The organism is Paenibacillus sp. GCM10027626 (assembly GCF_042676285.1).
In the GTDB taxonomy this organism is placed as follows: Bacteria; Bacillota; Bacilli; order Paenibacillales; family Paenibacillaceae; genus Paenibacillus_Z.
The window spans coordinates 182,794-196,073 of the sequence record NZ_JBHTHC010000013.1 but is presented as its reverse complement, the minus strand read 5'-3'; the positions used below and the strand labels follow the sequence as shown (position 1 = coordinate 196,073).

The 13,280-nt window shown below is 49.1% G+C and carries 11 protein-coding genes; all 11 read right to left on the bottom strand.

Features of this window, described 5'->3' with window-relative positions; genetic code table 11:
* Window positions 1-135: 135 nt before the first annotated feature.
* The 11 genes from ACFQ0N_RS23815 to ACFQ0N_RS23765 all read right to left on the bottom strand — a co-directional run bounded on the left by ACFQ0N_RS23815 (window position 136) and on the right by ACFQ0N_RS23765 (window position 13,257).
* Window positions 136-636, bottom strand: coding sequence for a glycosyltransferase family protein (locus ACFQ0N_RS23815; protein WP_379330946.1), 501 nt, complete (start codon window positions 634-636; stop codon window positions 136-138).
* A gap of 103 nt (window positions 637-739) precedes the next feature.
* Window positions 740-1,906 (bottom strand): hypothetical protein, encoded by a 1,167-nt coding sequence (locus tag ACFQ0N_RS23810; protein WP_379330944.1) that lies wholly within the window; start codon window positions 1,904-1,906, stop codon window positions 740-742.
* The gene (locus tag ACFQ0N_RS23805) at window positions 1,907-2,443 is read right to left on the bottom strand and encodes an anti-sigma factor (RefSeq protein WP_379330942.1); all 537 of its coding nucleotides are present in this window, start codon (window positions 2,441-2,443) and stop codon (window positions 1,907-1,909) included. It abuts the gene before it with no gap.
* Window positions 2,440-3,132 carry an RNA polymerase sigma factor gene (locus tag ACFQ0N_RS23800; protein ID WP_379330940.1) on the bottom strand — a complete coding sequence of 231 codons (693 nt, stop codon included), beginning with the start codon at window positions 3,130-3,132 and terminating at the stop codon, window positions 2,440-2,442. The genes ACFQ0N_RS23805 and ACFQ0N_RS23800 overlap by 4 nt, the downstream gene beginning before the upstream one ends.
* Window positions 3,133-3,177: 45 nt before the next feature.
* Entirely contained in the window at window positions 3,178-3,906 is a 729-nt protein-coding gene (locus tag ACFQ0N_RS23795) for a response regulator (RefSeq protein WP_379330938.1), read from the bottom strand.
* A gap of 6 nt (window positions 3,907-3,912) precedes the next feature.
* The gene (locus ACFQ0N_RS23790; RefSeq protein ID WP_379330936.1) at window positions 3,913-5,073 is read right to left on the bottom strand and encodes a sensor histidine kinase; all 1,161 of its coding nucleotides are present in this window, start codon (window positions 5,071-5,073) and stop codon (window positions 3,913-3,915) included.
* Window positions 5,074-5,142: 69 nt separating this feature from the next.
* A complete protein-coding gene (locus ACFQ0N_RS23785; RefSeq protein ID WP_379330934.1) occupies window positions 5,143-5,559 on the bottom strand; it encodes a copper amine oxidase N-terminal domain-containing protein in 417 nt (138 codons plus the stop codon).
* A 683-nt stretch (window positions 5,560-6,242) separates the two neighbouring features.
* Window positions 6,243-10,643, bottom strand: a complete 4,401-nt coding sequence (locus ACFQ0N_RS23780) for an Ig-like domain-containing protein (RefSeq protein WP_379330932.1) — start codon at window positions 10,641-10,643, stop codon at window positions 6,243-6,245.
* Between the two features lie 130 nt (window positions 10,644-10,773).
* Window positions 10,774-11,976, bottom strand: a complete 1,203-nt coding sequence (metK, locus tag ACFQ0N_RS23775; protein WP_379330930.1) for a methionine adenosyltransferase — start codon at window positions 11,974-11,976, stop codon at window positions 10,774-10,776.
* A 358-nt stretch (window positions 11,977-12,334) separates the two neighbouring features.
* Complete coding sequence (locus ACFQ0N_RS23770) at window positions 12,335-12,625, bottom strand: alpha/beta-type small acid-soluble spore protein (RefSeq protein ID WP_379330928.1); 291 nt, start codon at window positions 12,623-12,625, stop codon at window positions 12,335-12,337.
* A 95-nt stretch (window positions 12,626-12,720) separates the two neighbouring features.
* Window positions 12,721-13,257 (bottom strand): hypothetical protein, encoded by a 537-nt coding sequence (locus ACFQ0N_RS23765; RefSeq protein WP_379330926.1) that lies wholly within the window; start codon window positions 13,255-13,257, stop codon window positions 12,721-12,723.
* Window positions 13,258-13,280: the final 23 nt, after the last annotated feature.

The following is a 13,280-nucleotide window of genomic DNA, read 5'->3' as shown; positions in this document are numbered from 1 at the left end:
TTTATCGAGTGACACTTATAAGTTCTATAAAATCAAAAAAAAGCACACCGCAGTCTGCCTTCTACGGCAGCATTGTGCGTGTGCTTCACTCGCTCGTTCTAATTACAACTATTATAGCTCAACTAGCCCGCTCATTCAATAAAGGGGCAGCTTCGACAGATCGTGCGGCTCCTGCAAATCAACCAAAATGGTCTGGTCCGCCGCAGTCACTATGCCTGCCGAACGCAGCCTCCAAATAAGAGGCGATGTGTCAGCATTCTCCCCCTCTTCTTGTAAGCGCATCCAACTTGTTTGGGCAAGCTGCTGATCCTCGGTTGAACGTTCACCTTCACTAAGCCACGAAGCTGGCGTAATATAAATATCCATGCCGCGCCGCGCAAAACAGCGTGCAATCTGAATAGTATCATCCTTAGAACAGCGATCCACAATTGTAACACGAACCTCCTGCCCGCATTCGCGAGCATAACGAGCCAGTGAACGCATATACCATTCCATCTGCTGCTGCTCATTACCGGCTACAAGAATGTAATGCTTGATATCGTCTTGCTTCCGCTGCCTCGTATTGCGAAAGGCGGTATGCACCGCTATCGCACAAAGCGCGTAACAGCCAAGCACCCAGAGCAAGATCGCGATCATCGTAGCCACCTCCTCTTTCCGATATCATATGTCGAATAGCGCCTACTGGTTCCAGACATATGCGGACAAGCAAAGAAAAAAGAGACCGGCCGGAGCCGGTCTCTCATGTTTCCGTGTTCTCTTGCTTATTGCCTGCTAATAGCTTGATGCCAATTCCGACAAGCAGTACCGCCGTTACACCTGTCTTCAAATAATCGCGAATCGTGATCCATTGATAATATTCAAAATAGCGCCGAACAATGTCCATTAACAGGCGGTCTGATACGTAGTACAAGCCCAGCAGCACAAGTACGAGGCCCAGCCACTTTTTCCGATGTACAAGACCGTCCACGATCGGCACATCCTGCAGCTCGGCAAAGCCAAGCGCATATCTGGATTGCTGCTGCAAGGAGTCAAAAAATGCATAACACCAAATAATCGGCGCCACAAACAAAAACAGCGATAATTGCAGCGCATCCAGCAAGTAGATGGAAAGGAAGAAGCCAGCCATCAGCTGCAGGCCGCGCTTCTGCAAGCCCAAATACATATGCCCAGCACCCGGAATAATCGAGAGCACTGTGGCAAACCAGCGGCTTTTCCGGCCGCCATGCCGGAACTCGTCCCAATCCTCCATAATCGAACGGTCGACCAGCAATTCTCCGGCCTGCTTGCGCTGCAGCTGCCGAACGGCATCAAACATCCCGTACAGCCAAATAATCGGCAGCACACCCAAAAACACAAGGACCCCTTGTTCACGTGCCAGCACTGAAACAAAAATAATCATCGTCAGCAAGCCGAAAAAACCAATTAACAGTGTGACGCCGCGCTGCATCAGCCCGAGCTGCAAATGTCCTAGTCCGGGAACGAAAGATAGCAAAATCGTGTAAAAACGTTCCCCGGCATCGTCATTGTTTTCCGGCGGTGAATACATCGTTCCAGCTTCCGCTGCTCCGAAGGCCGAAAAGCTGCCCGGCGGCGGTGGCGGTGGCCCCATCAAATTGCCGGGCTGCCGCTGTACGGCACGCTGCGGATGCGGCTTAATATCTCCTGAACGCCGCAGTAAAAAGATAATCAGATCCAGCAAGTTGAGCACCCAGATACATATAGCGCCCAGTCCGGCGACAATGAGCGGTTCGCCGCGATCAGCCATAATCGCTCCAATAAAGCCTAAGCCGATTATTCCCACGAATAACAGCGGGTAAATCACCCCTCTAACCTTGCGTTGAACGGCAAAATGCCCTAAACCCGGTATGACGCCTAATAGCAAGGCAACGATCGGATTTCTAATCATTTAGTTCACTCCATTCTTTCTGGCATCCGTAGTGGGCTTATCTAGCATAGCGCCAATGACGGAGGTTGTTTTTTCCATAATGGTATCTGTTACTCTGATCCTTTGCCGACCATCCTCGTGCTGCCGCCCATATTGCTCCGTGCGCCACTGATCGGTCAGAGCGGCCAGATGCTCAAACACGCCTGCAGACATAAGCAGCAGCATGAAACAAACTGCAATGACATAATGCACCATCATTTGACGGCGGCTCCCGGACTGCCGCTGTACCGCGCGCCGTACCGGCTTCTTCCTTCTACGCTTCTGCTGCTTCACCGCATAAGGAGGCAGTGCCGCCACCTTGGACATTACCGCATCTGTAAGCCGGCCACTCTGTTCGGCCGATAAACGCTCCAGCGGCTGGAGTTCAGACGCGCCTTTCATATATCGCTCCATACACAGATCACAAACAGCCAAATGCTGTTCGATCTGTTCACATTCCTGAGTCGTCAGGCGATCCTGTACATAGTCATGCCAGGTTGCGCTCGTCGGATGCTTCATTCCAGGTCCTCCTTCTTCCAGTGCCTACGCATCCATTGCTTGGCGCGATGCAAGCGGGATTCCACACTTTTGACTGCAATCTGTTCTGCTGCGGCAATCTCTTGATAATTTTTTTGCTCCAAATAAAAGGCCTGCACCGCCTTGCTGTAGCCCTCCGGCATCGTTTCTATCATATGTCGAATGCGTGCGCGCTTGTCCCGTTCGAGCGCCTCCTCCTCCGCCGGGGGAGAATGCCCCCTTAATACCGGACTTTCCTTATCGCCGGCGCAGGCTCCCGCTTCCATTTCCTCAGAAAACACCTCAGCTTGTCTCTTCTTTTTTCGTTTTGCATCAAGCGCAATATTAATTGCGATACGCGACGCCCAGCTTTTGAAGCCTTGCCCGCGATAACCGGGAAGAGCAAGGTAGATGCGTACAAAGGTTTCCTGCAAAGCATCTTCTGTATCTTTGGAATGACGCAATATCCCCCAGATCAAGCTATATAAAACGCCTTGATAACGTTCAATCAGTCTCCGGTATACTTCTTGATCGCCTTCAAGGACGAGATTGACCCATTCATCGTCCTGAGGTTGAATAGCTTGCCCCTCCCTTCCGCAAAATGCACAAGACTCATTAAATAAGACGATCAGCGGAACAAAAAACACTGCGTCATGCCGAAAATTTTTTTTCCAAGCTTCTATGAACAGCAAAAAAGCTCCCCACAGATGTGGAGAGCCCGGTTATACCAATAAAGATTACAAGGTTACCCAGCCAAACTTGATGGAATTGATAACCGCTTGCGTACGGTCGTCAACCTCCATTTTTTGTAAAATGCTGCTGACATGGTTTTTGACTGTTTTTTCACTAATAAATAAATATTCGCCAATCATTTTATTGCTTTTGCCTTCGGCCATGAGACGAAGCACCTCAGCCTCGCGGCGGGTAAGCGGGTTATTTTCACCGGCAATAAACTTCACTCCGGCTTCGCGTCCCGCTGCGGCACCGGAAGCGGCACCGATATCATCCAGATAGGTCATTCTGCGCAGCTGATTGATCAGCTTGCCTGTTACCTTTGGATGGATATAGGCATGTCCGCCAACGACAGAACGAATCGCATTAACGAGCGCTTCTGCCTCCATATCCTTTAATAGATAACCGTATGCGCCTTTGCGCAATGTCTCAAATACATAGCTTTCATCGTCATGAATCGACAAAATGATTACTTTCACTTCCGGGAACATATCGCGCAAACGCTCGGTAGCGACTACCCCATTTTCTATCGGCATATTGATGTCCATCAGAACGACTTCCGGCTTCGTATGGTTGCAAAACTCCAGCACTTGAATGCCATCATTGCATTCGCCAATAACTTCCAAATCGTCTTCCATATTCAAAATTCGCTTTAAGCCTTCACGGAAGAGCTGATGATCGTCAGCAATCAATACTTTGATTTTCCGCTGACCGCTCACGGCTTTGTGCTCCATTATCAATTACTCCTTCCCCTGCTCTGGGTTAATCGGGATATGAATTGTAATCTTCGTTCCCTCATTAATAGCCGATTCGATCTCCATCCTCCCTTCCAACAGCTCGACACGTTCACGCATTCCGATCAGACCGAAATGACTACTGTCTTTTGCCCGGGATTCAATCAGGTCGACATGAAATCCGTTACCGTTGTCCCGCACGACAATTTTCACCATATGCGCCTGATAGGTCATTTCCAAGGCAACATAGGATGCATTGGCGTGCTTATGCACATTACTGAATGCTTCCTGAATCATGCGGTACATACCTGCCTCCATTGCGGAGGACAATCTTGTTTCCTTCCCAATCGTGTCGAATACTGTCCGAATCTTTGTTTTTTCCTCAAAATCCTGTACAAATTTCATCAAGGTAGGAACAAGTCCTAAGTCATCTAGTGCCATAGGACGCAGATTGAAAATAATTTTTCGAATCTCTTCTAGGCCAGAGCGGACCTGCACTTTCAAATCTATTAATTCTTCTTTCACTATTTCGAATTCCTGCTTATTAAGCATTCTTTCGGCAATTTCCGTCCTAAGAACTATATTTGCGAGGGACTGGGCGGGGCCGTCGTGAATCTCTCTGGCAATCCGCTTGCGCTCTTCTTCCTGAGCCAAAATAATCTTCAAACCGATTTGCTGTCGATTTTTGGCTGATTCGATAATGCGGGTCACTTGATTCAAATCGCCTGACAAGTACTCCAGCACTACATTGATTTGCGAACCAATCGATTCCGCGCGCTCAACCGATTTGTCCACATTGCGCACCCGCTGCTGCAGCTCATCCCGTCTCGCCTTGAGGTACCCTTCCTTTTCCCGGTATACCATCAAATCGAGCTGCAGCTGGGTCGCCTTCTCATAAGCATTTTTGATGTCCTCTTCCTTATAACGGACAAAATCGCGGCTTACTTCCGTAAGCCGGATCCGCGCGCGGCGGTATTCCAGCTCGAGAGCATCTACTTTATCAATGATGTCCCCTGTCTCAGCCAGTACTTGATTCAATTCCTGACTAAGCGTGAAAAGCTCCCTGCGCGCAGATTCACATATTTCGTATATTTGATATTTGCTGTCTTCCATTACGAGAACCGCGTTCTTAATGACGCGATCGATGTCATTTAATCGATAATCCACTGGGACTCGGCTCACTTTCTACTGTGGCATACTATTTATCATAACACAGAATGGCCTGAACGCGTCCTATCATTCGACAGTTACGGTACTGGTTTTTCCTTCCCATTTTACTACCAATCCCAATTGTTCGGAAACAAGGCGAACCGGAACCAAGGTGCGTCCTCCTTTGGAAATAGGCGCGACAGCCGCTTCTTTCTTTGATCCGTTCAAAATAAACTGCTTTTTATTCAGCCACATTTCCATAAAACGGTTGCCGCGCAGTACGGTTACACGATTTAATTTCTGGTTCCAATCTACCTTAGCGCCCATCGCTTCGGTTACGAATCGCAGCGGCAAATATGTCGTTCCGTTCAGCGCGAAAGGTGCAACATCCAGCTTGTACGCTTTGCCGCCGACTACTGCATCCTTCGATCCTAACTTCAAAACGATTTTTTGCCGTTCCGGTTCGGGAGCAAGCGCCGCATATTGGAAACGAATATCGTCCATCGCAATGCTGCCCTGCAGTGCACGCTCATCCTAACCCTCATCAAGAGACACAACATAGAGACGTTTCAAAGAAATTGGATACGCCATCTTATCTGCCGGCAGCGCGGCTTTTACCTGCTTCCAGCCTGACCATGTAACTTTATCAGCCAAGGTTACCATTGCCGTTTAACACCGCATATGCTGCTTTCGTCCCTGATCCTGCCGACAAATCATAGTTCAATTGCAATGCTTTCGATTGTTTTCGACCGCCTAATCCAGTCTCCAACTTCACGGTTCCCGTTATATTATTCGTACCCGCGAACGTAATTGGGTAGGTGGTACGCTCAAAATCTTCAAATTTTTTATCTGCTCCTCCAGCGAGCACTGCTGTTGTCGAAAAACCATCATATCTGGCGATGGCATAACCGACCTGCGTCCCTGGCGTAACAGAGTTAATAGTGAATGAGCCATCCTTGACTGAGCCGTTAAACCCAATCAGCTCCCAATCGACAGATTCCGCCGGCAGCGTATAAGCGTATAGACTCTAGTTAGATGAGAAAAGTTACGTCTGATAGAAGACTCCTATCAACAAATTTCGACCGAAAAGAAAATGCTATCTACTAAAATCGACATTTTTCGCGTCTCATTTTCATCAGAAAAAAGAGGACGAACCTTTATACATGTCGTCCTCTCTACTTCTTCTGCTAGCTATCGATAAATCCGGCATAGTCCAGCAAACGTCTGATCATAATAGCGGCTTCCGCCCGCGATGTCTGTGCCTTGGCCCCGAAACCGCCGTTAGACATCCCGTTGATTATGCCGGCCTGAACCGCCTTGGCTACATCGGCCTGCGCCCAGTTGCCAATCGTTTTGTAATCCTTGAATTTTTTCAGGACGTCGGTGACATCCTTCACAGCGCTGATTGGTGCCCCGGCCGCTTCGGCAGCTCTTACCATCATCGCCGTAATCTCTTCGCGCGTGATCGGATTGTCTGGCTTGAATGTGCCATCCGTCATCCCTTTTACAATCCCTGCCCGTGTAGCTGCTCCGATATAAGGCGCAAGCGCTGAAGAGCTGCTCACATCTTTATATTTAGCCGCAGACTGCCGGTCGCCCGCCAAACCAAGACCGCGTACGATGTACATCGCAAACTCGCCGCGGGTAATCGGCGTTTTCGGTTCGAATGCAGTTGCCGATTTTCCTTCAACGATATATTTGTTAGCAAGCACTAAGATGTCGTTACTAGCCCAATGCTTGGCAATATCTTTGAATTCGGCTTGCCCTTTAACCGCGGCGAAAGTTCCATTGTTTTTGCTTTGGAAGGTTACAACGCTTTTGCCGTTCTGTGTTACAACCTTAGTCGGTGCATAGTTAAGCTTGCCTGCTTCACTGTCGAACCATACCGTAGCCGTTGTACGCGGCTCTATCGCGCTTCCTGTCGACATGGAGTGATTGACATATCCGCTGAAGCTTTCAAATGGCTTGGCAATGCCGCCGGCGCTTGTTATCGCCGCCGCAAAATTAATCGAGCTGACCAGCTGCTGCGAACGCGAGCTGTTGATCGCTGCAGTCAATTGCGATGAGATTGCCGATGCCGCGGTATCAATTTGCAGCAGCAGATAGCCGCCTGTCAAGCTGATATTCGCCGTTTGCGCAGCTTGTTGAAAATCGATCGCGCTAAATGGAATTTCAAAGCTCGTCTCGCGGTATGCGATAGCGATCGAGCCTGCAGGCGTCTTCTTCTTCGCTTCCTGCAGCGCCTCCAGGGAAATCGCGACAATCGCAGCCAGCTCGCTATCCGGTACGGTAAAGACGACTCGCGGCGTCATCCCGCTCGTAGACGTTACAGCCTGATAAGCAGCCGCTACTTTGACCGAAGACAGCGTGTATCGTCTTGTAGTGCGGCCTGCGGGCGATGTATCGGAAGACGTTGTCGCTGCAGCAATTTTAATATTCAAGCCGCCGCCTGCTGCCGTCTCAAAATCTCCATTCGCATTGTTATCTGTCCACGAGGTCTGGTTCGCTACCGAAAAATCTGTAAACGAAGAAGCGACATCCCCGCTCGTGGAACGCAGTCCTGTCCCCGTGCCTGAGTAACTGATTTTCACCGTATCTCCGCTTGCGATCGGCGTCGTCAGCGTCAACGTAACATAATAGCCGTTAACCGATACAGATGAGACTGCACGGCTGACACCGTTCACCTTCACGGCGAACTGAGACGAGGAAGGAACATAGCTGCTGTTCAGAGAGCTAGAGAACGTTAACGTTATGGTGGCAGACCTAACCTCTGCCCCGACCAGATAAGTGCTGGTCGATGTGCCGCTCACTTGCCTGCTGCTGAATGTCGCAGCCGCATTGCCAGCGTAATCTACAATCGGCTTGGAGCCGCCGGTGTAGGAGATGACCACACTGTCGCCGCTGCTAACAGCAGAAATCAGGTTGACATAGACCTGCGCCCCCGAAATCGATACGGACGATACACTGCGGGACCGGCTGTTGACCAATACCGAGAAAGAGCTCGCTGCCGGCACCTGCGACCCGTTAAGCACCTTATTGAAGGTCAGCGTGATCGTGCTTCCGCTTACGGAAGCGGATTGCAATACGGGAGCTTGCGTGTCCGGTCCATTGGTCAAATACATGCTGCTAAAGGACGCTAGCTCATTGCCAGCCAAATCGCGAATCGTCACATACGTTGATGGATAGTAGGAAACCGACACACTTTGGCTGGAAGTGACCGGGCTGCTCAACGAAAGCAGAATCATGCCATCCGTTACCACTGCCTGCGTTACTGCCCGCGAATAACCATCGACGTAGACCGTAAATTGCTTATAAGCATCGGCAGGCAGTTGAGCCAGCGTTTTATTGGCGATCAGCGTAATCAGGCTGCCGTTAATCGTACCGCTCATAATTTTCGGCATCGTCGTATCCGGGTTATTGACGACATCGCGGCTGGCAAATCCGGCCGCCGCCTTGCCGTTCATATCTTCAACCGGTGAAGTGCCCGGTGAATACGATACACTAACCGTCTGTCCGGAAGCGACCGCCACTTGCAATTTCAGCAGTACGCTGGAGCCGTTAATTTCAACGGAGGATATCGCCCGGCTCGCTCCGTTAACCGTGACATAAAAATTGGCCGGTGCAGGCACCGAATCCGGATTTAGCGCCTTATTGAACGTAATGGACATCAATGAAGTGCCGATCATTTCCGTTTTCACTACCGTTGGCGCTCCGCCTGCGGTGTTAGTCGTCTTGAATGTCCACTGATACTGATTCAATATGCCGTCAAAGGAATTGCCGGCAAAATCCTTTACCAAGCCTGGTGTAATTTCGACATAGTATTCTGTATTAGAGTCCAGCGTGGCAGGCACTTTAATCATTAACCGCTGATTATTTTGCGGATCGATCGATACATCTGTCGCGATCGCTCCCGCAGTAGTGCTTTTCAGCTTTTTAAGGGTTACACTTCCGGATCCAAGCTGGATCGGTTTGCTAAAAGTCGCATATAATACGGCATTTTTCAGCGGAACCTCCGTTCCTCCATTAAATGGCGTCGTGAACAAAATGGTCGGTTTAAGTGAATCCTCCGAAATCGTAAAACGCCAACTGCTCGTATCCGACCCCGTTATCCCCAAAAAATAATTGCTGTTAGCATCGCGAAATGCTTGCGCTGAAATTTGTACATAGTAAGTAGCATTTGATTTTAAGGTAACGCCAGGTTTAACCGTAATTTTGTTCGTTCCGCCCCCGCTCACTTTATCTGAAGTGACAGGGATCGTAGCAACAGTCGCATCGCCTGACAACGTTTTAATGACAATTTCGCCGCTGCCGGGGTATACCGGTTTATTAAATTTCATTTCCAGATCAAAACTGGTAGCGGACTGCACGGCCCCGTTAGCGGGCGTACGTTCTGTAATATAAGGCCTGGTTGTATCATTTCCTAAATTAGTGGTAAAGCTCCATTCACCCGCATTAGTAATTCCCTCATAAACAACGGATGAATTAGCCGCGCTCCGGAAAGCGCCTTGATCGATCAATACATACAATTCCGTACTGGCCGGCAATGAACTTGACGGCGCAATCGTCACCGTGCGATTGCCTGATATCGTCACCCGATACGACGAAACCGGGATGGTTTCCACCGTGCTGTTGTCACTAATTTTTTTCAAGACAATATTGCCGCTGCCTGGCGTTATATTGACTGGAAATGTTAAGGTCAGCGTCGAATTGGTCGCAACATTGACTGCATTGTTAGCCGGCTGCTTCACAGGAGAGCCGAGCGGCGGCGCGCCTGTCGTGAACTTCCACACCTCACCGCCATAAATACCCGTAAACGAATTGCCGGAGGCATCCTGGAAGGAGCCTGCAGGCACCGTCACTTCATAGCTGCTATTATCCTTCAACAGCTCAGGCGGCTGAATCGTGACAGCCGTTGTGCCGCTGCCTTTGACCGAAGTAGAGGTGACAGGAATCGACTGAACGTCCCCGGAATTGCCGGATGTCATGTTGCGGAGCGTAATATAACCGGAGGCAGCATACACCGGCTTATCAAAAGTCATCACAAGCGGACTTCCAATCGCTACACCGCCAGCTCCGTGCGCCGGATTCAAGGAAAGCAGCCGCGGCGCATTTGTATCCTTCTGGGTGATTGTTGTAAAATTCCACGCTGCCGCATTAGATAACCCGCTGTAAGGCTTGTCATTAGACTCATTAACAAAAGCCCCTGCATCAATGACGACATAATAACTTGTATTGAGCTCGAAATTTTTGCTTGGCGTCACCGTGACGACATTGCGGCTGGCCGCATTAATGCTGACTCGGCTATCTGTATATACCTGATAAGATTCAAAGAGCTCGTTATCAACCAGCCGGCGAATCGAAATCGCGGCACTGCCGCTCACCTTTTTTACGCTTTCATCAAAGGTCAGCATCAGATTGGAATTTAACGGTACATTCGTGGTAGCGGAAGCCGGCGTGTAGCTTAACAGCTGCGGCCCTGCACTTGCGGCGTCCACTGTTTTTACCCTTGCACCTATACCGCCAAGTCCTAAATCAAGGAACAGCAATATAGCCATCAAACTAACGAACCATCTGCGATTTACAATCAATTCTCCCACTCCCTAATTAGACACTCGTATACAATATTTCGGCTTTTTGGCGCTAGAATTGAAGAGCTTTTCAGAACAAAAAGAGCACCATCTCTCAACTTCGAGAAATGATGCTCCTTAAACAGCTATATTAAGCTAAAGCTTCTGCTTTTAATTGTTCTGCTTTATCTACGCGCTCCCAAGGGAGATCTACATCGGTACGGCCGAAGTGACCGTAAGCCGCTGTTTTTGCATAAATTGGACGGCGAAGGTCAAGCATTTTAATAATGCCTGCAGGACGAAGATCAAAATTGTTTTTAATAACTTCAACCAATTTTTCTTCACTCACTTTGCCAGTTCCATACGTATCAACATTAATCGACACCGGATTCGCGACACCAATCGCATAAGCTAACTGGATTTCGCATTTATCAGCAAGCCCTGCAGCGACAATATTTTTCGCCACGTAGCGTGCCGCGTACGCCGCTGAACGGTCGACCTTTGTCGGATCCTTGCCGGAGAAAGCGCCGCCGCCATGACGGGCATAGCCGCCGTACGTATCGACAATAATTTTACGTCCAGTCAAGCCGGCATCGCCTTGCGGCCCGCCAATAACGAAACGTCCTGTCGGATTAATGAAATATTTGGTTTGCTCGTCCAGCCACTCTGCCGGCACGACAGGCAAAATAACATGCTCCATAATATCCTTTTGGATTTGCTCCAACGTAACTTCCTCAGCATGCTGCGTCGATACGACAATAGTATCTACACGTTTCGGCAAACCGTCCACATACTCGATGGTAACTTGCGTTTTGCCGTCCGGGCGCAAATAGTCGAGCGTCTCGTTTTTACGCACTTCGGACAGACGGCGCGCAATGCGATGCGAAAGCGCGATTGGCAGCGGCATAAGCTCAGGCGTCTCGTTCGTCGCAAAGCCAAACATCAACCCTTGGTCGCCAGCGCCGATATCTTCGTTCTCTTGACGAATGTCTTTGCCGTCACGCGTCTCAATTGCAGCGTTAACCCCTTGCGCAATATCGGCCGACTGCTCGTTAAGCGATGTCAGCACAGCGCAAGTGCTGGAGTCGAATCCGAATTTAGCGCGGGTATAACCGATTTCTTTAATTGTACGGCGTGCGATTGCCGGAATATCGACATAATCTGCACGGCTGCTAATTTCACCAATAACAAGCACAAGCCCCGTTGCTACCGAAACTTCACAGGCAACGCGCGCGTATGGATCTACTTCCAAAAAAGCATCCAATACCGCATCGGAAATTTGGTCGCAAATTTTATCGGGATGCCCTTCGGTAACCGATTCTGATGTAAACAAGTGCCGACCTTTTAGCGACATCTAAACCTCAACCTCCTAAAAACTAAAAAATAAAATAAGTATCATGATCATGTCATGGATAAATCATGCATGTCCGAGGAAATATAATAGAGCAGCATCAGCGGTCATACATTATGAAAAATGAGAAGAAACGGCTGAAGCCGTCCTTGACGCAAGGCAAGTTTCTTCCCCTGAAATTTTATAGAATTTATCGAGTTAAACTTATAAATTCTATAAAATCAAGAAGAAACAGCATTCGCCGTTCTTGGCCAAAAAAGGAACCTTTTCCGAGTGGAAAAGGTCGCTAGTCAACTCTCTAAAACAGTATGATACCGAATCTGTCGCATTGTGTCAATGGAAATGACGGAGACCAATACACTTAGATGCTGCCGTTCAAAATCTTTTCTGCCTGCTCAACCAGCCTGCGCGTTATCGAACCGCCGATGTGGCCGACATCTCTTGTTTTCAGCCGTCCCCAAGGCACCTGTGTCGAGCTGCCGTTTACGCCATAGCTGCCAAAATCCTCAGCGGCAAATTCAGTCATGCCTAGTTGATCCGGCGTAATCGCATTGGATGTCAAACCAAGCTCCGCAGCGATTTCATATTTCATTTGATCCAATGCCGCTTTACAATTTTCGACTACAAGTTGATTTGAGCCTCGTCTTGACATTGTCATGCACCTCCATCATGTAATATCGATAGTGTGCGCTGATTAACAAATCTCAAGCGGCAAACATCTTGTCAAAGCGGGCAAAATGTTACAAATTACTGCGCCAGCGCTGATGTGGCCTTCAGCTCGTAGCCGCCGCGCACCATGACCGTTAAATTACTGGATTGTGACGGATCGCCCATCAACCCTCTGCCGCCGCGCGGAAACACGATGAGATGATCGTTAGGCACCTTTTTGCCATTCTTAATATCAATACCATCCGTTACATCTGCAATCCCGTTTTTATCCGGGCTATAAGCCACTGCTTTACCTACCCGAACAATGGCTTCTGCGCCATCCTTTAGTATAAGTGTCTTCCCCGCTTTGACAGACACGATTTCAATCCCACCTGCAGCTTCTACCCCGGTAGACTGATTATCCTTCGGGGGCTCAGGCTTTTCGTTTACCGGTCCTTTATTAGAGCCGAGCGCGGCTATTTTTTGATCGACATAGCTTTTTGTAACGACCGGATCATCAATGCTACCGGGAACCAAGTTGTCACCTTCAGCAAGTGCCGGCAATTTTGTCCCCGCCCACATGCCTGCACCAACCAAACCGATCCCGATCAATATTTTCAAACCTTTGTTATTCATTATTTCGACTCCTTTCGCTATCT